The organism is Blastochloris tepida (genome assembly GCF_003966715.1).
Taxonomy (GTDB): domain Bacteria; phylum Pseudomonadota; class Alphaproteobacteria; order Rhizobiales; family Xanthobacteraceae; genus Blastochloris; species Blastochloris tepida.
In genome coordinates, this window is sequence record NZ_AP018907.1 from 1,788,105 (window position 1) to 1,812,100 (window position 23,996).

20 protein-coding genes are annotated in these 23,996 nt (G+C 69.0%); 14 read left to right on the forward strand and 6 right to left on the reverse strand.

Annotated elements, in window-relative coordinates; translation table 11 throughout:
* Positions 1-4: 4 nt before the first annotated feature.
* Genes bcrB through had form a run of 5 tightly spaced genes read right to left on the reverse strand, consistent with a single transcriptional unit; the run spans position 5 to position 5,438 of the window.
* Positions 5-1,288: a benzoyl-CoA reductase subunit B gene (gene bcrB, locus BLTE_RS08190; RefSeq protein WP_126399221.1), complete on the reverse strand. Its 1,284-nt coding sequence runs from the start codon at positions 1,286-1,288 to the stop codon at positions 5-7.
* A 3-nt stretch (positions 1,289-1,291) separates the two neighbouring features.
* Positions 1,292-2,485 carry a benzoyl-CoA reductase subunit C gene (bcrC, locus tag BLTE_RS08195; RefSeq protein WP_126399223.1) on the reverse strand — a complete coding sequence of 398 codons (1,194 nt, stop codon included), beginning with the start codon at positions 2,483-2,485 and terminating at the stop codon, positions 1,292-1,294.
* A gap of 3 nt (positions 2,486-2,488) precedes the next feature.
* Positions 2,489-3,259 (reverse strand): cyclohexa-1,5-dienecarbonyl-CoA hydratase, encoded by a 771-nt coding sequence (locus BLTE_RS08200; RefSeq protein WP_126399225.1) that lies wholly within the window; start codon positions 3,257-3,259, stop codon positions 2,489-2,491.
* Positions 3,256-4,392: a 6-oxocyclohex-1-ene-1-carbonyl-CoA hydratase gene (oah, locus tag BLTE_RS08205; protein ID WP_126399227.1), complete on the reverse strand. Its 1,137-nt coding sequence runs from the start codon at positions 4,390-4,392 to the stop codon at positions 3,256-3,258. The genes BLTE_RS08200 and oah overlap by 4 nt, the downstream gene beginning before the upstream one ends.
* 26 nt (positions 4,393-4,418) lie before the next feature.
* Positions 4,419-5,438, reverse strand: coding sequence for a 6-hydroxycyclohex-1-ene-1-carbonyl-CoA dehydrogenase (had, locus tag BLTE_RS08210; RefSeq protein ID WP_244600160.1), 1,020 nt, complete (start codon positions 5,436-5,438; stop codon positions 4,419-4,421).
* A gap of 252 nt (positions 5,439-5,690) precedes the next feature.
* Between had and BLTE_RS08215 the strand changes: the two genes are divergently transcribed.
* Entirely contained in the window at positions 5,691-6,878 is a 1,188-nt protein-coding gene (locus BLTE_RS08215; protein ID WP_126399231.1) for an acyl-CoA dehydrogenase, read from the forward strand.
* A 36-nt stretch (positions 6,879-6,914) separates the two neighbouring features.
* Here BLTE_RS08215 and BLTE_RS08220 read toward each other — a convergent pair whose 3' ends face one another.
* A complete protein-coding gene (locus BLTE_RS08220; RefSeq protein ID WP_126399233.1) occupies positions 6,915-7,949 on the reverse strand; it encodes an AraC family transcriptional regulator in 1,035 nt (344 codons plus the stop codon).
* A gap of 295 nt (positions 7,950-8,244) precedes the next feature.
* On the opposite strand from BLTE_RS08220, the gene peaA reads away from it, so the two are divergent.
* The 13 genes from peaA to BLTE_RS08285 all read left to right on the forward strand — a co-directional run bounded on the left by peaA (position 8,245) and on the right by BLTE_RS08285 (position 23,560).
* Positions 8,245-9,840: a quinohemoprotein amine dehydrogenase subunit alpha gene (peaA, locus tag BLTE_RS08225; RefSeq protein ID WP_160140558.1), complete on the forward strand. Its 1,596-nt coding sequence runs from the start codon at positions 8,245-8,247 to the stop codon at positions 9,838-9,840.
* 11 nt (positions 9,841-9,851) lie between these two features.
* A complete protein-coding gene (peaB, locus tag BLTE_RS08230; protein ID WP_126399237.1) occupies positions 9,852-11,243 on the forward strand; it encodes a quinohemoprotein amine dehydrogenase maturation protein in 1,392 nt (463 codons plus the stop codon).
* A complete protein-coding gene (qhpC, locus tag BLTE_RS08235) occupies positions 11,240-11,575 on the forward strand; it encodes a quinohemoprotein amine dehydrogenase subunit gamma (protein ID WP_126399239.1) in 336 nt (111 codons plus the stop codon). Before peaB ends, qhpC begins: the two co-directional genes overlap by 4 nt.
* A 42-nt stretch (positions 11,576-11,617) precedes the next feature.
* Positions 11,618-12,709 carry a quinohemoprotein amine dehydrogenase subunit beta gene (gene peaD / locus BLTE_RS08240; RefSeq protein ID WP_160140559.1) on the forward strand — a complete coding sequence of 364 codons (1,092 nt, stop codon included), beginning with the start codon at positions 11,618-11,620 and terminating at the stop codon, positions 12,707-12,709.
* A 5-nt stretch (positions 12,710-12,714) separates the two neighbouring features.
* On the forward strand, positions 12,715-15,045 hold the full coding sequence (gene qhpE / locus BLTE_RS08245; protein WP_126399243.1) for a subtilisin-like serine protease QhpE: 2,331 nt from the start codon (positions 12,715-12,717) through the stop codon (positions 15,043-15,045).
* On the forward strand, positions 15,042-15,911 hold the full coding sequence (locus BLTE_RS08250) for a hypothetical protein (RefSeq protein WP_126399245.1): 870 nt from the start codon (positions 15,042-15,044) through the stop codon (positions 15,909-15,911). The genes qhpE and BLTE_RS08250 overlap by 4 nt, the downstream gene beginning before the upstream one ends.
* A complete protein-coding gene (locus BLTE_RS08255) occupies positions 15,908-16,891 on the forward strand; it encodes a U32 family peptidase (protein ID WP_126399247.1) in 984 nt (327 codons plus the stop codon). Before BLTE_RS08250 ends, BLTE_RS08255 begins: the two co-directional genes overlap by 4 nt.
* Before the next feature lie 42 nt (positions 16,892-16,933).
* Positions 16,934-17,842 carry a LysR family transcriptional regulator gene (locus BLTE_RS08260; RefSeq protein WP_126399249.1) on the forward strand — a complete coding sequence of 303 codons (909 nt, stop codon included), beginning with the start codon at positions 16,934-16,936 and terminating at the stop codon, positions 17,840-17,842.
* A gap of 203 nt (positions 17,843-18,045) precedes the next feature.
* Entirely contained in the window at positions 18,046-19,200 is a 1,155-nt protein-coding gene (locus BLTE_RS08265; protein WP_126399251.1) for an ABC transporter substrate-binding protein, read from the forward strand.
* 127 nt (positions 19,201-19,327) lie between these two features.
* Complete coding sequence (locus BLTE_RS08270) at positions 19,328-20,347, forward strand: ABC transporter ATP-binding protein (protein ID WP_162499892.1); 1,020 nt, start codon at positions 19,328-19,330, stop codon at positions 20,345-20,347.
* The gene (locus BLTE_RS08275; RefSeq protein ID WP_126399255.1) at positions 20,344-21,291 is read left to right on the forward strand and encodes an ABC transporter permease; all 948 of its coding nucleotides are present in this window, start codon (positions 20,344-20,346) and stop codon (positions 21,289-21,291) included. Before BLTE_RS08270 ends, BLTE_RS08275 begins: the two co-directional genes overlap by 4 nt.
* The gene (locus BLTE_RS08280) at positions 21,281-22,093 is read left to right on the forward strand and encodes an ABC transporter permease (protein WP_126399257.1); all 813 of its coding nucleotides are present in this window, start codon (positions 21,281-21,283) and stop codon (positions 22,091-22,093) included. The genes BLTE_RS08275 and BLTE_RS08280 overlap by 11 nt, the downstream gene beginning before the upstream one ends.
* Before the next feature lie 18 nt (positions 22,094-22,111).
* Positions 22,112-23,560: a gamma-aminobutyraldehyde dehydrogenase gene (locus BLTE_RS08285; protein WP_126399259.1), complete on the forward strand. Its 1,449-nt coding sequence runs from the start codon at positions 22,112-22,114 to the stop codon at positions 23,558-23,560.
* Positions 23,561-23,996: the final 436 nt, after the last annotated feature.

The following is a 23,996-nucleotide window of genomic DNA, read 5'->3' on the forward strand; positions in this document are numbered from 1 at the left end:
CCCCTCACGCCGCGCGGGCGGCGCCGCGGCGCTTCTGCTCGATCATCTGGAAATAGCTCTCCAGGCGGTTCTTGACGTTTGCCGCCGAGAAGTAGCGCGGATCGACGAGGTCGGTCTCGATGAAGGCGCCGGGCTTGCCGGTTCGCCGCTCGACCTCCTTCATGATCATCAACTGGCCGGCGGAGAAGCTGTTACAGCTCTTGATCGAGTTGATCAGCAGCCCGTCGGCCTGATAGTCCTCGACATATTTCGTCAGGATGTCGACGCGCGTCGGCAGGTTGCGGTTGGTGTAGCAGCCGAGGCAATAGTCGGCGAGGCTCTCCAGCGGATGATCGGGGTCGTGGCGGAAGCCCAGGTCGTACATGCCGCCGACCTTGGTGTAGCTTGAGGCCACCACCACCGCGCCCTCGTCATAGAACATCTTCCAGAACTCGCGGAAGCTGGTCCAGTTGGGCGGGCCCTCCACCACCAGCCGGTATTTCTGGTCGGTGAAGTTCGAGCCGTCCGGCGTCACCGGCCCCTGCCCGGCATCGACGCGCGCCTGCACTTCCTGGCGCAGCGCCTGATAGTAGGCGATCGCCTCGGCCGTGCCGCGGAAGGCGGTGAAGATCGGGCCGATGTAATAGACGCCGCCGAAATAGGCGTCGATCGGCGAGGGCGTGCGCTTGCCCTGCTCCAGCACCCACACCAGATCGTCCTCGGCCTTGGCCGAATTGCGCAGCGCCTCGCGCAGCCGGTCGATGTCGAACTTGACGCCCGACACCTGCTCAAGGCCGGGAATGATGACCTCCTTGAGCTGGCGCACGATGTAGTCGCGCATGTTCTTCGTCGAATGGCCGTCGCCTTCATAGGGCACGTGCAGCATCAGCGTCGGGCACTTGTACTCCTCGCGCAGCAGCTCGAACCACTTCATGAAGGTGTAGCAGCCGGTGTAGGAGAGCAGCAGCACGTCCGGATCCGGAAACGGCTTGCCGTTCGGCGCGACGTTGCCCTTGCCCATCATGCCGATGTCGGCCTTCACATAGGTGCAGACGTCCTCCGAGTGGCCGGATTTCTCAGCTTCCAGGATGTAGTCGCCCGACAGCTTGCGCATGCCGTTCTGGATGGCGTTGATCTCCGGCAGATTGTTGAGGATGCCGAACGACAGAAGGAGCTCGTTGAGATTGCCCGGCACGAAGGTCGACGACACCTTGCGCCCGGTGTGGTGCTTCGAGGTGATGGCGTCGTAGTTCTTCGCGATCATCTCCTTCTGCAGGAGCATCGACGGTTCCTTGACGACCTCGCTCATGTCTCAGCTCCACAGCTTGATGGAATCGGCGAACGTGCCGGCCTGCTCGCGGATCGGCTGCATCTGTCCGGAGTTCTCGGCGTACTTGAAGGCGATGTGCGGGATGCCCGCTTCGGTGAGGCGGCGGCAGATCATCGGCCGGTCGAGCAGCGCCGGATCGCAGAAGCTCGGCGTGGCATAGATCACGCCCTCGGCGCGGGCCTTCTTCACCTGCTCGATGTGGAACTTGCCCTTGTCCTCCTCGCGCGGCACGTATTTGCAGGAGGTCTCGACAGAATGCTTGAGGTAGGCGTTCGCCAGCGCCTCGATGGGGTCGCCGTCCGTCGGCACGTCCTGGGTGAGGAAGCGGTTGACCAGTGCGTAGTCGTCCTCGACCACATAGCAGCCGGCCATCTCCACCGACTTGATCAGGTTCAGCGGCGGCTGCTCGCAGAACGAGCCATAGACAGCGATGCGTACATTGTCGCGCTTCGGCCGGTCCTCGGCGTCGGCCGCGGCGAGATAGGCGGCGAGCAGCCGGTTGTGCTCCTCCACGTCCATCATCAGGCCGGCGCGCATCAGCAGGTACACTTCCGAGGTCGGCGCCTTCCACGGCGTGCGGGCCCGGAAGTCGTAGACCGCGCGCACCAGCCGGCGGTTGTCGTTGTAGAGCGCGATCGAGCGGCGGATGTCGTCGTCGGAAATGGTGCGGCCGGTGAGCGTTTGCAGCCCTTCGCGCAGCTCCTGCAACTCGGCGGCGTAATAGCGGCCGCCGATCTCGGGATCGAAGTTCTGCGGCGTGTCGAAGAACTTCGACCACACGTTCGGGAACATGATCTTCCACATTCCCGACAGGTTGCGGATGACGTCGCACACGAACGGGAAGATCATGCCGTCGACGAAATCGAGCCGCCCGGTGACACCAAGCTCGACGGTCGAGCGCGGGATGCGGCAGATATAGCTCTGGTAATAGGCATCGCCGTGGATCACCTCCATGCGGTCGCCGCCGCCGAACAGGCCGAGCGGCAGGCAGCCCGCGGCATGGATCAGCTCCAGCGGCGCATAGACCGGCAGAAAACCGACCACCTTGCGCCCCGGCACCGCGTTCTTCCAGGCGCGGGCGGCGGTGAAGTCGAGGTCGTCGAACATCGCCTGGCAGTGGGCGATGATCTCGGCGGTGGAGGTCGGCGCAGTCGCCGTATCAACGATCGCGTTCATCGCTCAGCAGGCCTCCCATTTGGCCGGACGCTTCTCCAGGAAGGCGTTGAGGCCTTCGACGGCATCGTGGCTGGACATCAGCTCGCCGAGATAGAGCTGCTCGACGGCGGCGAGCTTGGCTGTCACCCGCTCGACGAAATCGAATCGCGCCGCGCGCACGGCGATGCGTAGCGAGGACGGGCTGAGCGCCTTGAGCCCGTGATCGAACCAGTCGAGCGCCGCCTGTTCGGGATCATCCGACACGGCATGGACGAGGCCGATGCGTGCGGCTTCCTCGGCCGCGATCGGCTGGCCGGAGACCAGGATCGCCTCGGCTGCGCCGCGGGCGATGCGCTCGGGCAGGATGCACGAGGCCGGCGGCGCGAACACGCCGAGCTGGATCTCGGGCTGGCCGAACTTGGCGTCCGGCGCGGCGAAGATCAGATTGCCAGCGATCGCCACCTCCATGCCGCCGCCGAGGCATTGGCCGCGCACCGCCACCAGCACCGGCACCGGCGACGAGACGAGGCGCACGATCAGTGCGTGGAAGCCCTTGAGCATCGCCTCGAACTGGCCCGGCAGATGCTCCTGCACGCTGGCGCCGAAGCTGAAGTGCGGCCCCTCATGGTCGATCAGCACCGCCTTGAGGCGGGGATCGCCGAGGTTCTCCGCCAGCGCGGCGTCGAGGGCAGCGATCATCGCGGCATCGACGATGTTGGCCTTGGGCCGCGCCAGCCGCAGCCGCAGCAGGGCGCCGTCGCGGTCGCGCCAGACCTTCAGCGGCTCGTCGCTCATCGTGCCGCCCTCGCCTTGGGCAGCAGGCTCTCGGTCAGCTCATCGGTCCACGGCGTGCCGGCGGCAAGCGCCTGACGCAGCGCGATGAAATCGATCTCGCGATCCTCCTTGGTACCCTCGTTGAAGGCGCGGAAGCCGGCGCGCGCCTCCGTCATCATGTTGAGCGCCAGCCAGGCGCGGCTGTTTTCCTTGTTGGCGTTCCAGGCGTCGATCTTGGGCTTGCGCAATTCCTCGATGGTCTTGGTGAAGCAGTCGGGGAAGGTGAGCAGAATCTTCGCGCACAGCTCCTCGACCTTGGCGTCGAGCAGCGACAGATCGACGGTGCCCTTCTTCAGAACCTCCTTGCCGGCGGCAAGCTCGGCCCCGCTCTTCGGCTCGCCGTGAATGATGCGGCCGTAGGCGTCGAGCCAACGGTCGGTGATCACCAGCGGGTTGGCGACGAATTCGCCGTCGACCTTCAGCGCCGGCACAATGTCGGTGATCATGCCGACGCGATAGGCCTTGTGCGCCGACCACGGCTCGCACAGCGAGCCCGACACCATCGCCATCTCGCAGCCGATCATCACCGGCAGGAAATCGGTGGCGCCGCCGATCGGCGCGGAGCCGTGCTTGGGGCCGGCCTGGCCGAAGCGCGCCATGTCCTGCGCGACGGTGAAGTCGCAGGCCATGCCGATCTCCTGGCCGCCGCCGATGCGCATGCCGTTGACGCGGCAGATCACCGGCTTGTCGCAGCCGAGGATGGCCGACACCATGTCGTTGAACAGGCGCATGTACTGCCGGTATTCCTGGGGATTGCCGGCGTAGTATTCGGCGTATTCCTTGGTGTTGCCGCCGGTGCAGAACGCCTTGTCGCCGGCACCGGTGAACACCACCGCCACCACGTCGCGGGCGTTGGAGGCGGCGCGGAAGGCCAGGATGGTGCCCTTCACCATCTCGGTGGTGTAGGAGTTGAACTGCGCCGGATTGTTGAGGGTGATCCAGGCATTGAACAGCCCGGGCACCACCTTGCCGTCCGGCGTGCGGGCCGGGCGCTTCTCGTAGATCACGCCGGGCGCGGCGATGTCGGCAACGAGATTGTGGTCCTTGAGATCGGGCGGAGCGAGGCTGTCGCGGGCGGCGCTGGTTGCGGGCATGTCTTCCCCTCGTTCGTCTTGATTGGTCACGGCACCAGGATGGCGCGCCGCGTCAGCTTGTGGGCGTGGGCTTCGGCAAAGACCTGATTGATGGTGTCGAGCGGGCGGCGTTCGATGAAGGCCGCAAGCTCGATCCTGCGGTCGAGCACCAGATCGAGCGCGCCGGGATAGAGCTCCGGCGGGCATCCCCAATTGCCGAGAGCCGAGGCGTGGAACGCCATCAAATTCGACAGCCGCACCTCGACCTTGTCCATGGTGAAGCCGACCACCGCCAGCGTCGCGCCGTGCACCAGCAGGTTCCAGGCGGTGCCCTGCCCGGCCGCAGTGCCGGAGCACTCGAAGATCGCCCATTCGCGCGTCGAAAGTCCGCGCTCCTTGGCGAAGGCGGTGATGTCCTTCTTGAGGGTCTTCGGGTCCGCCTCGCGGGCATTGATGGTCTTGGCGGCACCGAAACGGCCGATCGTTTCGAGCTTCGCCGGATCGACGTCGATCGCCACCACCGTGCCGCCGAACGCCGCGGCGATCTGCACGCAGTAGCCGCCGACGCCGCCGGTGCCGATGACGATGCACAGCGTGCCGGGGCGGACGCCGGCCTGCACCACCGCCTGATAGGGCGTGGTGACGGCATCGGCGACCACCGAGACGTCGGCAAGTTCCAGGCCGGCGGCAGCAAGCCGCGCCTCGTCCACCGGGCACAGGCCTTTCGCCGGCACGACGATGTGGCTGGCGAAGCCGCCATCGATGTCGTTGCCCGGCATCATTTGCGCAGCGCAGATGGTGCCCTTGCCGCGCTTGCAGAGATCGCATTCCCCGCACGGGATCACCGCCGGCACGATCACCGCCCGGCCGAGCCAGGATTCGGCCCCGGCGCCGGCCTGGACCACGCGGCCGCTGATCTCGTGGCCCAGCGTCAGCGGCAGGGCGTGGTTGGTGCGCACGCCGTCATAGTAGAAGCCGAGGTCGGTGTGGCAGACGCCGCAGCCCGCGACCTCCACCACCACCTGCCCGGCCGCCGGCGGCGCCAGCACCAGGGGCTCCCGTGCCATGGGCTCGCCTGCGGCCGTCATCACCCATCGATAGGGCGCGTTGGACATGTCTCTCCCCCCGGTCTTCCCGTGCCGCTGGCTTCGAGGCCGCAGCGTTATTGTTGCATTAGCGTACCATAATGCGCTTTTGTCAAGACGCCCCTCCGGCGCGACAAATCGGCCCTTGGTCGCCTTGACGCGCCGGTACGGCCATGGCACGGATAAATGTATTTTCGTACTATAATGCGTAAATAACCGACCGGAGAAACGTCGATGTCCGCCGACCAGAGCCGCTTCCTGTGGGACGATCCCCTGCTGTTCGACGCCTGCCTGAGCGAGGATGAGCGGCTGGTGCGCGACAGCGCCCGCGACTACTGCCAGGACAAGCTCATGCCGCGCATTCTCGCGGCCAACCGGCACGAGACCTTCGACCGCGAGGTGATGACCGAGATGGGCGCGCTCGGCTTCCTCGGTCCCACCCTGAGCGAGGAGTATGGCGGCGCCGGCACCAATTACGTCAGCTACGGCCTGATCGCCCGCGAGGTTGAGCGGGTCGATTCGGGCTACCGCTCGGCGATGAGCGTGCAGTCATCCCTGGTGATGTATCCGATCTTCGCCTACGGCTCGGAGGCGCAGCGGCGGAAATATCTGCCGATGCTTGCCAGCGGCGAATGGATCGGCTGCTTCGGCCTGACCGAGCCCGACGCCGGCTCCGACCCCGGCGGCATGCGCACCCGCGCCCGCAAGACCGATGGCGGCTGGCTGCTCAACGGCACCAAGATGTGGATCACCAATTCGCCGATCGCCGACGTGTTCGTGGTGTGGGCGAAGGACGACGAGGGCGTCATCCGCGGCTTCATACTCGACAAGGGCATGAAGGGGCTGTCGGCGCCGAAGATCGAGGGCAAGTTCTCGCTGCGCGCCTCGGCCACCGGCGAGATCGTGATGGACCAGGTGTTCGTGCCCGACGACAATCTCCTGCCCAACGTCACCGGCCTCAAGGGCCCGTTCGGCTGTCTCAACCGCGCCCGCTTCGGCATCGCCTGGGGCGTGCTCGGCGCCGCCGAGTTCTGCTTCCACGCCGCGCGGCAATACACGCTCGACCGCAAGCAGTTCGGCCGGCCGCTGGCCGCCAACCAGCTCATCCAGCTCAAGCTCGCCAACATGCAGACCGAGATCACGCTCGGGCTCACCGCCTGCCTCAGGCTGGGGCGGCTGTTCGACGAGGGCAAGATGGCGCCGGAGATGATCTCGCTGCTCAAGCGCAACAATTGCGGCAAGGCGCTGGAAATCGCCCGCATCGCCCGCGACATGCACGGCGGCAACGGCATCTCGGACGAGTTCCACGTCATCCGCCACGCCATGAACCTGGAAGCCGTCAACACCTATGAAGGCACGCACGACGTCCACGCCTTGATTCTGGGGCGGGCGATCACCGGGCTCAGCGCCTTCGCCGGATGATGCGAAGCCCGGCATCCCGCCGGCGCGGCGAGGCCGTCATTTCGGCGCGCGGCGGCGCGTGCGCGCCGTCTGGCCGGTCCAGGTGCGAAAGGCACGGCTGAAGCAGCTGGCGTCGGCGTAGCCGAGCTCCTGGGCGATCATCGCGCCGCCCATCCAGCCTTCCTGAATGAGCGACGCCGCCTGCCGTTCCCGCTCCCGCCGCAGCAGGGTGCGCAGCGAGGTGCCGCGATCGGCCAGCGCGCGCTGCAGGGTGCGTGACGACAGTCCCAGCTCGGCGGCGATCGCCTGCAGCGACACCTCCTCGCGCCCAAGCCGGCGATGCAGCACCGTGGTCACCCGCTCGACCAGATCCTGCGGCGGCATCGCGCGCATCAGAAAGTCCAGGTCGCGCGCCACGAACGGCAGCAATTGGCGGGCGGGCAAGGCGGCGGCGCTGGTGCGGCAGAGATTGTCGAGGTCGGCACGCCGGAACACCAGCCGGTTGACCGCTTCGCCGAAGCGCAGGCCGCTCCTGAAGAAGCCCTGCAGGGCGCGGGCGTTGCCGCTGTCGCCGTGCTCGAAATGCACCTCCAGCGGCCGCCACTGCGTCCCGAGCATCATCCGCGTCAGCGTGCAGATCGCCGCCATGCTGAACTCGGCATCCTGCCGGCGCGGCCAGATCGCGCTGTTGCGGATCTGATAGGCGAAGAGTGCGACGGTATGCTCCTCCAGCAGCTCAAGCTGGGTGCCGCCCTGCAGGGTCGCCAGATACGTCTGCATGCAGCGCAACGCCTGTCGGAGCGTCGGCTGGTGCACCGCCAGCACGCCCATCGGCCCGAGCGTGGTCGGACAGAGTTCGCGCCCCAGCCGCAGCCCCAGCGTCGACTCGCCGCTGAGCAGCGCCGCCGCCTCGAACAGCGCGACATAGCGCGCCAGCGGCACCGATCCGTAGGGATCGGCCAATTGGGCCGGATCGGCCCCGAAGTCGCGCAGCAGCGCCTGGCCGGCTTCCCCATGCGACGCCAGCACCTGCGTCACCGGCCACAACACCGAGGCGCGCACCCTGTCGGCTTCGAGTTGCGGGAAATGCACGGAAATCAGCCTCTTTGCCTATCAAATAGGCAGCGTAAATATTTGATCAGAAAATGGGATTTTTGGCGCGTTTTGTCAAATCTTTGGCGCGAAGCGCCAGGAACAGCCGCCGCCGGCTCGGCATTCTTCGGCCCATTCCGGATGGATCGCGGACCTTCCGGCAAACCTCCGCCCTCGGACAGGCCCTCGCCCTTCGAGCCAACCCGTTCACCGCTTCCGCTGCGGCAGCCGCCCTTTTCAGACAGCACAGGCAGCCATGACCGACCTTTCCGATAAGCCCGCCCGTTCCGCACCCATGAAGCGTCGCGCCGCACACGCCTGTGCCGCCCTGCTCGGCGGCGGGATGATTGCCGGCCTCGCCACCGCCGCCACCGCCGCCCCCGATGCGGCCATCGCCGCCCTGATCGAAAACAAATGCGGCAGCTGCCACGAGCAGCGCCCTGATGGCACCCGCCCGCGTCTCAACGCCGTCCGCAAGTCGCCCGAGGGCTGGGAGTTGACGCTCCACCGCATGCAGCAGTGGCACGAGGTCGCCCTCACCGCCGAGCAGCAGCGCACCCTGGTCAAGTATCTCTCCGACACCCAGGGCCTCGCGCCGACGGAGGCCGAGCCGTTCCGCGCGGTGCTGGAGCGCCGCCCCGGCCATGTCGAGGAGATCGACGACGCCGAGCTCGGCACCTTCTGCGCCCGCTGCCACACCTATGCCCGCGTCGGCCTGCAGCGTCGCGATGCCGACGAGTGGCTGAAGCTGGTGCACACCCACGTCGGCCAGTGGCCGACGCTCGAATACCACGCCTTCAGCCGCGATCGCGACTGGTGGCACGTCGCCACCACCGAGCTTCCGAAGCGGCTCGCCGCCAAATGGCCGCTCAATTCCGCCGCCTGGACCGAGTGGCAGACGCACAAACCCGCCGACCTCAGCGGCACGTGGCGCGTGGCCGGCCATCGCCCCGGCAAGGGCGACTATCAGGGCACGCTCACCGTCGCCCGCATCGGCGACGACCGCTACAGCGTGCGCCATCATCTGGTGCTGCAGGACGGTACCGTGCTGGACAGCGAGGGCGAGGCGGTCGTGTACACCGGCTATGAGTGGCGCGGCAGCGTCAAGCTCGACGGCCAGCCGGTGCGCGAGGTATTCCGCCTCTCCGCCGACGGCAGCCGGCTGGAAGGCCGCTGGTTCGCCAATGACGCCGTCACGGGCGGCGATCTGGTCGCTGTGCGCAGCGGCAAGCCGCAGATCCTGGCGGTGCAGCCGGGCTATCTGAAGGCCGGGCAGACCACCAAGCTCACCGTCGTCGGCACCGATCTCAAGGGCAATGTCGATCTCGGGCCGGGCATCACCGTCCGCAAGGTCGAGTCGGCATCCGCCGACAGCGTGACGGTGCTGGCCGAGGCCACGGCGGCCGCCGGCATCGGCGCCCATGCCGTCGCGGTCGGCAGCACCCGTCAGGCCGACGCGCTGGTGGTCTACGACAAGGTGGCGGCGGTGCAGGTGGAGCCCGCCTACACCGTCGCCCGCGTCGGCGGCAATGGCGGCCCGGTCCCGCCGGTTCCGGCGCAGTTCGAGGCGATCGGCTTCCTCGCCGGTCCCGACGGCAAGACCGGAACCGCCGACGACGTGCGCATCGGCGTGATGCCGGCGGCCTGGAGCCTCGCCGATTTCGACGCCGAGGCCGCGGCGATGGAAGACCTGAAATTCGGCGGCAAGATCGACGACACCGGCCTGTTCACGCCGGGCGGCGCCGGTCCCAACCCGGCCCGAATCTACAGCACCAACAACGCCGCCAACCTGAAGGTGACGGCAGCGGTGAAGGACGGCGCGGGCACGGTGGAGGGAACCGGCCAGCTGATCGTCACGGTGCAGCGCTGGAACGACGCGCCGGTGCGCTGAGGACGCGGGCGATGTTCCAGCACTCCGGAACTCTGCACGAGGTGGTGGGCAACGGGCGCCGCCTGTTGTTCCACACCCCGACCGCCGCCCTGTTCGAAGCGGACGCCGTGACGGGGGCGGTGCTCGACCTGCTGCGTGAGGGCGCCGCACCGGCCTCCCTCGCCCGGCAGCTCGATGGCCGCTTCCCGCCCAGCGAGATTGCGACCGCGCTCGACGAGCTTCAGCGGCTGGACCGGCCGGCGGTGACGGCGCCGGCCGCCACCGCCCCGCTCACCACCCTGGTGCTGGCGCTCACCAGCGGCTGCAACCTCGCCTGCGACTATTGCTACAAGCACGACCTGTCGAACCCGGCGGCGGCCCGGCGGATGACGCCGGGGCGCGCGGCGCAGGCGGTCGACCTGCTTCTGCGCGCCTCCGGCAAGGCGCCGAAGGTGACGGTGACGTTCTTCGGCGGCGAGCCGCTGCTCGAAATGCCGGTGATCCGCGCCACCATCGCCTATGCCGAGGCGGCGACGGCCGCCGCCGGCAAGAAGGTGGACTTCTCGCTGACCACCAACGGCACCCTGCTCGACGACGCCACCATCGACTTCCTCGATGCGCACCGGGTCGGCATCACCGTCAGCCTCGACGGCCCGGCGGCGCTGCACGACCGCCACCGCCGCACCCGTGGCGGCCAGGGCAGCCACGCGCTGGCCGCGGCCGGCGCCCGGCGGCTCCTGGCCCGCCCGCGCGCCCGGCGCGCCGGGGCCCGCGTTACCCTCGCCGCCGGCTGCACCGACGTTGCGACGATCCACGCCTATCTGCACGACGAGCTGGGCTTCGACGAGATCGGCTTCGCGCCGGTCACCGCCGGCACGCCGGCGGAATTCCGGCTCAGCGACGACGAACTCGCCATCGTGTTCGACGGCTTCAAGGCGCTGGGCCTCCGGTGGCGCGATGCCGCCATCGAGGGCCGCGACCTCGGCTTCGGCAACCTCGCCAATCTGGTGACGGCGCTCAACCGGGGCATGACGCGGGCGCTGCCGTGCGGCGCCGGCACGCAGATGCTGGCGGCGGACGCCGAGGGCACGCTGCACCTCTGCCACCGCTTCGTCGGCGACAGCGAAGTCCCGTCGTTCGGCACGCTCGATGCCGGCATCGATACGGAAGCCGTGACGGCGTTCGTCGCCCGCGCCCAGGCGCGCGCCGAGGGCTGTGCCGGCTGCATCGCCCGTCCGGTGTGCGCCGGCGGCTGCTACCACGAATCACAGTCGCGCTACGGCGACCTGTTCCGTCCCACCGACCACTACTGCACGCTGATGCGCGACTGGATCCGGTTCGGCATCGGCGTCACCGCCGACATCATGGCGAGGAATCCCGCGTTCTTCGCCGCCAACAACCAGCCGCGGAGGGCAGCACGATGAAGCATATCAAGCCGATCAACAAGACAGCACACGCCATCGAGCGCGCCGCCGACGCCGATCCGGCCGGCGAAGGCAAGGCGGCGGAAGTGCGGCCGATGCAGTCGGTCGCCGGCTGCGCCAGCACCTTCGACCCCGGCTGGGAGGTCGACCCGTTCGGCGGCGTCGCGGCACTGTGCCAGCCGATGGAAGCCGATCTCTATGGCTGCGCCGATCCCTGCTGGTGGCCGGCGCAGGTGCCCGACACCATCAACACCCACCCCAACTGGACGGCCGACGCGCCGTCGGCGCAGCGCGACTGGCGCAAGCTCAACGTCGTGTTTCCGGAGAAGTAAATGCCGCGCCCGCAGACCACCCTCAAGCCGGAAGACCGACCGATGCGCCGCTGTTCCCTTCGTCTGCTCCTCGCTGCCCTGATGCTGTCGCCGCTGGTCGACGGCAGCGCCAGCGCCAAGGAATATCTGCTCACCTCCACCAGGCCCAACACGCTGGTGATGATCGATCCCGCCGCCCGCAAGGTCACCCGCACCTACGACATTGCCGGCCCCGGCGCGGTGCTCGGCATCGTGCCGTCGCCGGACAACCGCATCGTCTATGCGGTGACCAACCACTGGGGCAGCGTGGTCGGCATCGACCTCGACAGCGGCAAGGAGGTGTTCCACGCCGATTTCTCCTCCGGTGCGCTACGGGTGCGCAACACCTTCGGGATGGAGGTGAGCGCCGACGGTCGCGAGCTCTACGTCCTGCTGCTGCCCACCGAGATCGGCCGCAACGAATACACCGTTCAGGAGCCGCACATCGCCGTCTACCGCACCGATGCCGGGCTGGAGGCGAAGCCGGTCCGCACCCTGCCGGTGCCGCGCCGCACCACCACGCTGCTGCGCTCCACCGACGGCAGCAAGCTCTATTGCGTCAGTTGGGACATCCACGTCATCGACCCGAAGGACGGCCGCGAGCTGGAGGTGAAGAAGGTGACGCACCTGCCGCGTCCCGGCTTTGCCGAACCCGACGTGTTCGGTGTCTGGAACCAGTTCGAGCAGGCCAAGGTATTCATCAACCCCTACACGGTGGCGAGTGCCGGCGGCGATTCCGCAGCACCGGGCCCGATGAAGAACGGCATGGTGACGCTCGACCTCGCCAGCGGCGAGATGCGCATGAAGGAGTTCGAGGACACCACCAAGGTGATCTTCTCCGCCGTGGTCAACCCGAAGAAGCGCGATGAGGCGTTCGCGGTCTACACCACGCTCGCCAAGATCGACCTCGCCGGCGGCGCGCTGGTGAAGCGGATCGATCTGCCGCACACCTACTACACCGTCAACATCTCCGGCGACGGCCGCGAGGTGTATGTCGGCGGCACCATGGACGACATCGGCATCTATTCCAGCGAGACGCTGGAGAAGCTCGGCGAGGTCAAGCTGCCCGGCGGCGGCGACCAGAGCCTGTCCTGGGTCCGCGTCATCAACCGGTGAGCAGCGTGTCGTCGCCCGGGCCGGATTGGCTGCTGCGTTTCGTCGCTCCGCACCGGCGCCGGCTGGCGCTGGTGCTGGCGACCGCACTCGCCACCACCGCGCTCGGGCTGGCGCCGCCCTACCTCACCCGCGCCCTCATCGACGACGGCCTGCTCGGCCGCAACACCTCGGTGGTGGTCGGCTGCTGCGCCCTGATGCTGGGCGCGGCGCTGGCCGGCACCGCCCTCGCCGCCTTCAACCGCTGGCACTACGTCACGGTTTCAGCGCGCACGCTGTTTGCTTTGCGCGAGACGTTGCTCGCCCATCTGCAATGCCTGCCGCCGCGCTTCTTCGCCGCCCGCCCCCTCGGCGATCTGATGACGCGGGTGGACGGCGACCTTGCCGAGGTGCAGCGCTTCCTGATCGACACCCTGCTCGCCGCCACCACCGGCACGCTCGCGCTGATCGGCCTCGTCGCGATGATGGCGATGCTGAGCCCGGCCCTGCTGCTGGTGGCGGTGGTGGCGGTGCCGGCGCAGCTTGCCGTGGTGCGGGCGCTGCGCCCGCGCGTCGAGCGGCAAACGCGCGCCTTGCGCGAGCGCACCGGCGCGATCTCGTCCTTCTTCATCGAGACGCTGGGCGCGATGAAGCTGGTGCAGTCGGCCGGCGCCGAGGCCCGCGAGCGGACGCGGCTCGACGGGCTGCACCAGGGCCTGCTCGGCGATCTGCGCCGGCTGGAGATCACCAGCGCGCTGGCCGGCGGCCTGCCGGGACTGATCGGCGGCGTGGCGACGGCGCTGGTGTTCCTGGCCGGCGGCGCGATGGTGATGGAGGATCAGCTCACGGTCGGCACGCTGGTGGCCTTCGTCACCTACATGGCGCGCGCCGCGGGACCGGCGAACACCCTGATCGGCCTGCCGCTGGCGTGGCGCCGCGCCGCCGTCAGCTTCGGCCGCGTCGGCGAGATCCTCGCCGAGCCGGCCGCGGTCAGCGATCCCGCCTCGCCTCTCAGCCTGCCGGCCAAAGCGCAGGGCGCTCTGACCCTTGAGCAGATCGGCTTCGCCTATGGACCGTCCGCGCCGGTCGTGCTGGACAATGTCGCCGCCGTCATTCCGGGCGGCGCCAAGGTCGCGGTCACCGGCGCGTCGGGCGCCGGCAAGAGCACGCTGATCGACCTCCTGCACCGCCACTACGACCCCACCGCCGGGCGCATCCTGCTCGACGGCATCGACCTCAGGCACCTGCCGCTCGCCACTCTGCGGCGGCGCATTGCGGTGGTGTCCCAGGATGCGCCGCTGCTGGCGGGCACGTTCGCCGACAACATCCGCTACGCCAATCCGAGCGCCGATGACGCCGCGGTGCGCCGCGCCGCCGACCTCGCCGAGGTCAGCGCCTTCGCCGACCAGCTTCCGCACGGCCTCGACAGCCGCATCGGCGAGCGCGGCGCCACCCTGTCGGGCGGCCAGCGCCAGCGCCTCGCCATCGCCCGCGCCTTGCTGCAGGATCCGCTGGTGCTGGTATTGGACGAGGCGACCTCGGCGGTGGATGCCACCACCGCCCGCCGCATCATCGCCGCGATCGACACGCTGTTCGCCGACCGCACCCGCATCGTAGTGTCGCATCACCCCGAGGCCCTCGCCAATGCCGACGTGGTACTGACCCTGCAACGCGACATCGCCCGCGCCACGGCTCCGGTCTCGGTCGGGCTGGTCGACAGCGGCGCCTCGCAGCCGCTGGCGGCAGCGGCCCGCTTCACCATTGACGGCGAGGCTGTCGCGATGACCGAGCCGGGGCCCGACCGGCTCGGCCACGGCACCGCGGTGGCCGACATCATCCGCCAGACGACGCGGGCGCCACTGCTGCTGGCGCAGGTGTTCGACGACCGCGCCGCCACCCCGGCCGCGGTGGCGGCGGCGCTCGACTGGCTGGTGGAGAAGGGCGCGCGGGTGGTCAATCTGAGCATCGGCCTCACCACCGACCGCGCGGTGCTGCGCGAGGCCTGTGCCCGCGCCGTGGCCAAGAACGTGCTGCTGGTGGCCTCGGTGCCCGCCATCGGCCCCACCGTATATCCGGCGGCTTATCCCGGCGTGGTGCGGGTCACCGGCGACGCGCGCTGCCAGGGCGCGGAGATCGCCTTCATCGGCACCGGACGCGCCGCGTTCGGCGCCAGCCCGCGCAACGCTGGCCCCCAGGGTGCGGGCCCTGCCGGTGCCAGCATCGCCGCCGCCCGCGTCTCGGCGGCGCTGGCGGCGATCCTCACCGAAGCTCCGGACCTGTCCGCCACCGCTGCGCTCGACCGGCTGGCCGAGCGCGCCAGCCATCACGGGCCGCAGCGCCGGCCGGAGATCGCCCGATGACCGACATCGCCTTGGCCCTGGTCGATCTGCGCCACGTCGAGAGGCTCGCAGCTTTGCCGGCCCTGACCGTCGCCGGCTGCGGCGCGGCCCTGGGCTGGCGGCATGCGCCGTTCGACGGCGCCCTCGCCGACCGGACGATCGCCCGCCTTCATGTCGGCCCGGAGTGCTGCGAGCGCCTGCTGCCGTCACGCGCGCTGCTGGAGGCCGCCCTGGCGTTCGCCGCCAGCCGCGGGCTCGGCGTGTCGCTGGCGAGCCCGCTGATGGCCGACGCCGCGCTCGGCACGCTGCGCGCGCTGCTTCACCTGCTGCCGGCCGGCACCGAGGCGGTGGCCAATGATTGGGGCACGCTGCACCTCCTGGCCGCGGAGTTTCCGGCGCTGGTGCCGGTGGCCGGGCGGATGCTGTGCAAGATGGTCAAGGACCCCCGCCTGCCCTCGGCGGAATGGGCGCGGCTCTATCCGCACGGCATCCACGCCGCGCCCTTCGGCGCGGTTCTGGCCCGGCTCGGCGTGCAGCGCATCGAGATGGACGCAGCGCCCTTCGCCACCGCCGCCGACTTTGCCGGCGGAAGGCTGCCGGTCGGCGTGCATGCTCCGTTCGGCATCGCCACCAAGGGCCGCACCTGCCGCATCGGCGCGCTGCACCAGAACGATGCCGCGAAATTCGCACCAAGCTTCGGCTGCTCGCGCGAGTGCCTCACCTATACCGCGGCGCTCGCGCGGCCGCAGGCCACCACCGACCTCGAGACGCGGATGCGTGGCACCGCCATGCTCTATCACCACAGCCCGGCAATGGCCGCTGCGGTGCTGGACGCGGCGCGTGCCGGCACCATCGACCGCATCATTCTTTCGGGAGACTGGCATTGAGGATCGTCGCGCCGGTCAGTTCCGCCGCCGAAGTCGTGCCGCTGGCCGAGGCCGGCGCCGACGAGATCTATTGCGGCCTGGTGCCACGCTCGTGGGTGGAGCGGTTCGGCTCGGCCGGCGCCAACCGCCGCATCTTCGGCAATCTCTCGGGCGAGGACGAGCTGGCGGAGGTGGTGCGGCGGGCCAGGGATCACGGCTGCCGGGTGTCGCTGGTGATGAACGCGCCGCATTACAGCGGGCCCCAGGCCGGCGCGCTGCTCGACCTTGCCGAATGCTTCCAGGCGCTGGGCGGCGAGGCGCTGATCGTCGGCGATATCGGCATCTTGGCGCTGCTGGCCGGGCACGGGCTCACGCTGCGGCTCCACGTCAGCTCGCTATTGTCATGCCGCAACAAGGAGGCGGCGGCGCTCTATCGCGAGCTCGGCGCCCATCGCGTGGTGCTGCCGCGCGACCTCACGGTCGCCGAGATCACGGCTCTCGTCGCCGCCACCCCCGGCATCGAGTTCGAGGCGTTCATCCTCAATGACGGCTGCGTGTTCGAGGAAGGCCAGTGCCACACCATCCATCTGCCCGGGCGGCTGGGCGGGCCGATCTGCCTCGACAACCACCAGATCGAGCATGCCCGCGCCGACGGCGCGGCGCTGTCGGAGGCAGAGGCGGCGATGCTGGCGGCCAATGACGCGAAATACCGCGAATGGCTGTGGTATCGCTTCAGCTGCGGCTTCTCCGTCACCGAAGAGGGCTACCCGTTCGGCCCGTGCGGGCTGTGCGCGCTGCCGCAGCTTGCGGCCGGCGGCGTCGCGGCGGTGAAGATCGCGGGGCGCGAAGGCCCCCTCGCCCGCAAGCTGCGCAGCGTCGAGATGGTGCAGCGCACGCGTCTCAGCCTCGGCGAGGGCGAGGCGGCGGCGCAGGGGCTGGCACGCGATCTGCGCCACCGCCCCGACCTCTGCGACACCGGCTACATGTGCTATTACCGCTGAAGCCTTCACCGACCGGGCAGACCTCGGCCTCCGCGGCGTTGCATGTCGTTCTCGTTCCGCCAGATTCAGTATTTCATCGCCGTCGCCGAGGCCGGCACGGTTTCCGGCGCGGCCAGCCGGCTGTCGACATCGCAGTCGACCATCACCGAGGCGATCAAGGATCTGGAGGCCGACCTCGGCGTGAAGCTGATCGAGCGCCACGCCCGCGGCGTCCATATCACCTACAAGGGCCAGTTGTTCCTTCGCCACGCCGAGCGCATCTGGCTGGACGTCGCCGATGCCAGGCGGGCGCTGCTCGCCGATTTCCCCATCACGTCCGGGCGCATCGTCATCGGCGTCACCGCGCTGGTGGCGGGCTACGTGCTGCCGGAGGTGCTGGCGCGCTTTCGCCGTGCCTTCCCATCGATCGCGGTGCAGATCGTCGAGGACACCCACGACTATCTGGAGCACCTGCTGCTCAATGGCGAGATCGACGTCGCACTGGTGATCGTGTCCTCGCTGTCCGACCCGGAGGCGCTGTCGACCCAGGTGCTCGACGAATACGGCTACCGGGTGTGGCTGCCGCTCGCCCACCCGCTGGCGGGCCACGCTTCGATCGCGCTGGCCGATCTTGCCGAGCAGCCGCTGGTGGCTCTGGCCGTCGACGAGATCCAGGCCGCCACCGACCGCATGTGGCGGGGAGCGCGGCTGCGGCCCAATGTGGTGTTTCGCACCGGCTCGGTGGAGGCGGTGCGGTCGCTGGTCGCCGGCGGAATCGGGCTGACCGTGCTGCCCGATCTGGTGTTCCGGTCGTGGTCGCTGGACGGGCGGCGGCTGGAGGCCCGCGACATCGAGGCCGAATTGCCCAAGATCAAGGCAGCGGTGGTTTGGCGGCGCGGATCGGGCATCAGCCCGGCAACCCGCCGGTTTTTGGACGTCGCGGGCGGACAAAGAGGGGGCCGCGGACGGTAAGAGGCGACGTCCAAGAGCGGCGCAATGCGGATCGCCGCACTGCGGCATGATCCGAATTTCATCACTATGATATCGGAATTTCCGAAGAGGCTTTCCAGAAGATTGAATTTGTCCGACCGCGCCTCGGTACGGCAACCTTTCTCCATAGGGCCCGCCCGCGATGGACCATCCTCGGCGGGGCTTCGAGCGAGAGAGGGTTTCCGATGTCAGCCGATCCGTCCTGTCTGAGCGTTGTGCTCGCCAGCACCGCCGTCTGTCTCCTCACCCCCGCCGCCTCGGCCGCCAGCCTCGGCCCCGGCGAGGGTGCCGTCGATATCGTCGCCTGGGCCGGCTACATCGAGCGCGGCGACACCGACAAGGCCTATGACTGGGTCACCGAGTTCGAGAAGAAGACCCAGTGCAAGGTGCGGGTGAAGGTCGCCGGCACCTCGGACGAGATGGTGTCGCTGATGAACGAGGGCGGCTTCGACCTCGTCACCGCCTCCGGCGACGCCTCGCTGCGCCTCGTCGCCGGCAAGCGGGTGCGCCCGATCGACACCTCGCTCATTCCCTCCTGGAACACCGTCGACGCACGCCTGCAGTCGGCGCCCTGGCACACCGTGAACGGCGTCCACTACGGCACGCCCTATCAGTGGGGCGCCAATGTGCTGATGTACGACACCTCGGTGTTCAAGGAGGCGCCCAAGAGCTGGAACGTGGTGTTCGAGCCCCAGACCCTGCCCGACGGCAAGCCCAATGCCGGCCGCATCCAGGCCTATGACGGGCCGATCTACATCGCCGACGCCGCGCTCTACCTCAAGAAGACCCGACCCGAGCTCGGCATCGACGATCCCTACGAGCTCAATGAGACGCAGTACGCCGCCGCCCTGGAGCTGCTGCGCGGCCAGAAGAAGCTGGTGCAGCGCTATTGGCACGACGCCATGAAGCAGGTCGACGACTTCACCAATGAGGGCGTGGTGGCCTCCTCGGCGTGGCCGTTCCAGGTCAATCTGCTGATCTCCAACAAGCGGCCCATCGCCTCCACCATTCCGGAGGAAGGCGCCACCGGCTGGGCCGACACCACCATGATGCACGTCGACGCCCCGCACCCCAACTGCGCCTACATGTGGATGGAGCACTCGCTGTCGCCGAAGGTGCAGGGCGACGTCGCCGCGTGGTTCGGCTCGGTGCCGGCAGTGCCCGACGCCTGCAAGGGCAACGAACTGCTGGGCGAGGAAGGCTGCAAGACCAACGGTGCGGAGAGCTTCTCGCGCATCTCGTTCTGGCGCACCCCGGTCGCCAAGTGCAGCAAGGCCGAAGGCTGCGTGCCCTACAGCCGCTGGGTTTCCGACTACATCGCCATCCTCGGCGGACGCTGACGCGCGTTGCGGGGCGGCCTCGCCGTCCCGCACCTCTCCCACGACGTCGACGGAGTTGCTCGTGCCTCCCCCAAGCTCCCCCGCCGCAGCCGCGGCCGCGCGCCCCGCGGTCGCCTCGAGCCCCACGGTGGCCGTCCGCCTCCGCCGCGTCACCCGCTGCTTCGGGCCGATCACCGCTCTCGACGGCATCGACCTCGACATCGCGGAGGGCGAGTTCTTCGCCATGCTCGGCCCGTCGGGCTCGGGCAAGACCACCTGTCTCCGGCTGATCGCCGGCTTCGACCAGCCGACCTCCGGCCACATCGAGATTTTCGGCGAGACCGCGGAGGGGATTCCGCCCTACCGGCGTGCCGTCAACACCGTGTTCCAGGACTACGCACTGTTTCCGCACATGAGCGTGGGCGAGAATGTCGCCTATGGCCTGAAAGTGCGCGGCATCGCGCGGCCGGACCGCGAGCGCGCGGCGCGCGACGCGTTGGCCCTGGTGCGGCTCGAAGGCTACGAGCTGCGGCGGCCCTCCCAACTCTCCGGCGGCCAGCGCCAGCGTGTGGCGCTCGCCCGCGCCCTGGTGCTGCATCCCCGCGCGCTGCTGCTCGACGAGCCGCTCGGCGCGCTCGATCTCAAGCTGCGCGAGGAGATGCAGGTGGAGCTGAAGGCGCTGCAGCGGCGGCTCGGCCTCACCTTCGTGTTCGTCACCCACGACCAGAGCGAGGCGCTGTCGATGGCCGACCGCGTCGCGGTGTTCGCCGAAGGCCGCCTGCTGCAGGTCGGCGCGCCGGAAGACGTCTATGAACGGCCGCGCACCCGCTTTGTCGCCGATTTCGTCGGCTCCTCCAACATTCTGCCCGCCGAGGTGGCCGGGCCGCTGCTGGGCAGGACGGGCCAGGACTGGCGCGAGGCCAGCCTGCGCCCCGAGCGCATCAGGCTCATCGCCGACCCGGCGGAGGTGCCGGCGGGTTGGCACTCCTTCGAGGCCAAGGTGATCGATGTGCTCTATCAGGGCGCCTCGCGGCGGGTGATGACCTTGACCGGCACCGGCCTTGAGATCGCGGTGTCCGACGCCGGCCATGGTCCGCGCCCGGAGCCGGGCAGCCGTTGCATGCTGGCCTTTTCGCCAACGGCGCTGCACCCGTTGGAGGCGGCATGAGCGCGTGGTCCGCCCCGCTGGCGCCGCCGCCGGAGAGCTGGCATCGCCGGCTGACCGACCTGTTCGTCGCCCACCCGGCGCTGCTTCTTCTGCTGCTGCTCACGCCGCCGATGCTGTGGCTCGGCGTGGTCTATCTCGGCTCGCTGTTCGCGCTGCTGGCGCAGAGCTTCTTCTCTCTCGACGACTTCTCCGGCGTCATCGACCGCACCCCGACGCTGGCGACCTGGGCGAGCCTGCTCGCGCCGGCCAATCTCGACATCGTGCTGCGCACAATGCTGATGGCGACGGCGGTGACCATTGCCGCGGCCCTGGTCGCCTTTCCCATCGCCCACTACGCCGCCTTCCACGCCGGCCCGCGCGTCAAGGCGATGTTCTATGTCGGGGTGATGCTGCCGCTGTGGTCGTCCTATCTGGTGCGGGTCTATTCCTGGAAGCTGATCCTGGCGAAGGAGGGCATCCTCGGCTGGCTGTTCCATGCCGCGGGGCTCGGCTTCGTGCTGGACGGCGTGCTCGACCTGCCGGTGATCGGCGGTCCCTCGCTGTCGGCGAGCTATCTCGGCACGTTCCTGGTTTTTCTCTATGTCTGGCTGCCGTTCATGGTGCTGCCGATCCAGGCGGCGCTGGAGCGGGTGCCGCCGAGCCTGATCGAAGCGTCCGCCGATCTCGGCGCCCCCCCGCGCTATACCTTCCGGACGGTGATCCTGCCCCTGGCGCTGCCCGGCGTGGTGGCCGGCTCGATCTTCACCTTCTCGCTCACCCTCGGCGACTTCATCATTCCGCAGATCGTCGGCGGCTCGCAGCTCTATCTCGGCCAGGCCGTCTACATGCACCAGGGAACCGCCGGCAACATTCCGCTCGCCGCCGCCTTCTCGGTGGTGCCGGTGGCGATCATGGCGGTCTACCTCGCCCTCGCCAAACGTCTGGGGGCCTTCGATGCGCTCTGATCGTCGTCCCGCCGGCATCGGCCTCACGCTCGCCGCGTTCGGCGGCCTCGCCTTTCTGCATCTGCCGCTGGCGGTGGTGGTGCTCTATGCCTTCACCACCGACGAGAAGAGCTACACCTTCCCGCCGCCCGGCCTGACGCTGAAATGGTTCGCGGTGGCGCTCGAGCGCGAGGACGTGCGTGCCGCCATCGCGCTGTCGTTCGAGGTGGCGGCGATCTCGACCCTGGTCGCGCTGATCCTCGGCACGCTGGCCGCCGCCGCGGTGTCGCGGTCGCGCTTCTTCGGGCGGGAGAGCGTGTCGCTGCTGTTGATCCTGCCGATCGCGCTGCCCGGCATCATCACCGGCATCGCGCTGCGCTCGGCGTTCAACATCCTGGAGATTCCGTGGTCGTTCTGGACCATCGTACTCGGCCACGCCACCTTCTGCATCGTCGTCGTCTACAACAACGCCGTCGCCCGCTTCCGCCGCACCTCGGCCTCGCTGATCGAAGCCTCGATGGATCTCGGCGCCGACGGCTTCCAGACCTTTCGCTGGGTGGTGCTGCCCAACATCGCCACCGCGCTGCTGGCCGGCGGCATGCTGGCGTTCGCGCTGTCGTTCGACGAGGTGATCGTCACCACCTTCACCGCCGGCCAGCAGACCACGCTGCCGATCTGGATGCTGTCCGAGCTGGTGCGGCCGCGCCAACGCCCGGTGACCAACGTCGTCGCCGTGTTCGTCATCGTCGTCACCTTCCTGCCGATCCTGCTCGCCTATTACTGGACGCGGGACGGCGGGACGGTTGCCGGCCAGGGTAAATGACCAAGGAGGCCTCAACGCATGTCCGACGTGCCCGTCACTCTTCCCTCCCGCATGCGCATCGGCGCGGAATTCGTCGCTGGCACCGAGCCGGGCGAGAACGTGCTGAACCCACGCACCGGCGCCACGCTGATCGAGTTGCCCGAGGCTTCGCTCGACCAGATCGACGCCGCCGTGGCGGCGGCCTCCGACGCCTTCACCACATGGTCGCAGGAGAGCCCGGCGGCGCGTGCCGCCGCGCTGCTCGCCATCGCCGGCCGCATCGAGGCCGAGGCGGAGACCTTCGCCACGCTGGAGGCGCTGAACTGCGGCAAGCCGCGCCATCTGGTGCTGCGCGACGAGATCCCCGCCATCGTCGACTGCCTGCGCTTCTTCGCCGGCGCGGCGCGCACCCTGCCCGGCCTCGCCGCCGGTGAATACCTGCCCGGCCACACCTCGATGATCCGCCGCGATCCGATCGGCGTGATCGGCCAGATCGCGCCGTGGAATTATCCGCTGATGATGGCGGCGTGGAAGCTCGGCCCGGTGATCGCCACCGGCAACACCGTGGTGCTGAAGCCCTCCGAGCAGACGCCGCTCAGCACGCTGAAGCTCGCCGAGACCTGCGCCGACATCCTGCCGCCCGGCGTGGTCAACATCATCCTCGGCCGCGGCGAGAGCGTCGGCTCGGCGCTGATCAACCATCCCAAGGTGGCGATGGTGTCGCTCACCGGCGACATCACCACCGGCCGCAAGGTGCTGCAGGCGGCGGTCAAGACCATCAAGCGCACCCACCTCGAACTCGGCGGCAAGGCGCCGGTGATCGTGTGGGACGATGCCGACCTCGCAGCTGTCGTGGAGGGCGTGCGCACCTTCGGCTTCTACAATGCCGGCCAGGACTGCACCGCAGCCTGCCGGCTCTACGTTCACGAGAAGATCTACGACAATCTCGTCGCCGACCTCGCCGCCGCGGTGTCGACCATCGCCTTCGGCCGCACCAATGACGGCGAGAACGAGATGGGCCCGCTGATCTCCGCACGCCAGCGTGCCCGCGTAGCCAGCTTCGTCGAGCGCGCCCAGGAGCAGGCTCACGTCACCATCGCCACCGGCGGCACCGCCGGCAGCGGCTCCGGCTTCTATTTCCAGCCGACGGTGGTGGCTGGCGCGCTCCAGTCCGACGAGATCGTACGGCGCGAGGTGTTCGGCCCGGTGGTGTCGGTCACGCGTTTCGGCGACGCCGACGATGTGATCGCCATGGCCAATGACAGCGACTACGGCCTCGCCTCCTCGGTGTGGACGCGCGACGTCGGCCGCGCCATGGCCGCCGCCGCCCGCCTGCAGTATGGCTGCACCTGGATCAACACCCACTTCATGCTGACCAGCGAGATGCCGCACGGCGGCCTCAAGAGCTCAGGCTACGGCAAGGACCTGTCGCTCTACGCGCTGGAGGACTACACCGTCGTCCGCCACGTGATGATCAAGCACGGCTGACCGGCCGGACGCCGAACCCGCAAGCACCGAAGCAAATGCCCTGGACCTCCTTGGGAGGTCCAGGGCATTTGCGTTTCAGGATATGGCGTCGCGCAGTGGTCGCATCGTCGTCAACGCGGGAAGACGACGGTGGCGATGCCGGGCCAAGGCCCGGCGCGGGAACGCGAAGGCGGCAAAAGCCGGGACGCAACCCGGCGCGAGCTCTGGGAAGAAGATGCGGCAGGAGGCCGGGCATCACATCGTGATGCCCGGCCTCCCTTCGCCAAAGACCCCTGAGCGAGAGAGGGCTCTTCGGCAAATTTCGCGGGGCCCGGCCCGAAGGCCTGGCCTCGCGTCATACGGTTTCCGGCTGATCGAGCCTTCGAGCCGTATTCCGATCGCCGAAAAATCCCATCCAACTCAAGGATTTTCCGGCGAGGACGTTTCCGGTATCCCG

Excerpts from the sequence above, each read along its gene's own strand:
- bcrB (WP_126399221.1), bottom strand. The coding sequence starts at position 1,288 with ATGAGCGAGGTCGTCAAGGAACCGTCGATGCTCCTGCAGAAGGAGATG.
- bcrC (WP_126399223.1), bottom strand. The coding sequence starts at position 2,485 with ATGAACGCGATCGTTGATACGGCGACTGCGCCGACCTCCACCGCCGAG.
- BLTE_RS08200 (WP_126399225.1), bottom strand. The coding sequence starts at position 3,259 with ATGAGCGACGAGCCGCTGAAGGTCTGGCGCGACCGCGACGGCGCCCTG.
- oah (WP_126399227.1), bottom strand. The coding sequence starts at position 4,392 with ATGCCCGCAACCAGCGCCGCCCGCGACAGCCTCGCTCCGCCCGATCTC.
- had (WP_244600160.1), bottom strand. The coding sequence starts at position 5,438 with ATGGCACGGGAGCCCCTGGTGCTGGCGCCGCCGGCGGCCGGGCAGGTG.
- BLTE_RS08215 (WP_126399231.1), top strand. The coding sequence starts at position 5,691 with ATGTCCGCCGACCAGAGCCGCTTCCTGTGGGACGATCCCCTGCTGTTC.
- peaA (WP_160140558.1), top strand. The coding sequence starts at position 8,245 with ATGAAGCGTCGCGCCGCACACGCCTGTGCCGCCCTGCTCGGCGGCGGG.
- peaB (WP_126399237.1), top strand. The coding sequence starts at position 9,852 with ATGTTCCAGCACTCCGGAACTCTGCACGAGGTGGTGGGCAACGGGCGC.
- qhpC (WP_126399239.1), top strand. The coding sequence starts at position 11,240 with ATGAAGCATATCAAGCCGATCAACAAGACAGCACACGCCATCGAGCGC.
- peaD (WP_160140559.1), top strand. The coding sequence starts at position 11,618 with ATGCGCCGCTGTTCCCTTCGTCTGCTCCTCGCTGCCCTGATGCTGTCG.
- BLTE_RS08250 (WP_126399245.1), top strand. The coding sequence starts at position 15,042 with ATGACCGACATCGCCTTGGCCCTGGTCGATCTGCGCCACGTCGAGAGG.
- BLTE_RS08260 (WP_126399249.1), top strand. The coding sequence starts at position 16,934 with ATGTCGTTCTCGTTCCGCCAGATTCAGTATTTCATCGCCGTCGCCGAG.
- BLTE_RS08265 (WP_126399251.1), top strand. The coding sequence starts at position 18,046 with ATGTCAGCCGATCCGTCCTGTCTGAGCGTTGTGCTCGCCAGCACCGCC.
- BLTE_RS08275 (WP_126399255.1), top strand. The coding sequence starts at position 20,344 with ATGAGCGCGTGGTCCGCCCCGCTGGCGCCGCCGCCGGAGAGCTGGCAT.
- BLTE_RS08280 (WP_126399257.1), top strand. The coding sequence starts at position 21,281 with ATGCGCTCTGATCGTCGTCCCGCCGGCATCGGCCTCACGCTCGCCGCG.
- BLTE_RS08285 (WP_126399259.1), top strand. The coding sequence starts at position 22,112 with ATGTCCGACGTGCCCGTCACTCTTCCCTCCCGCATGCGCATCGGCGCG.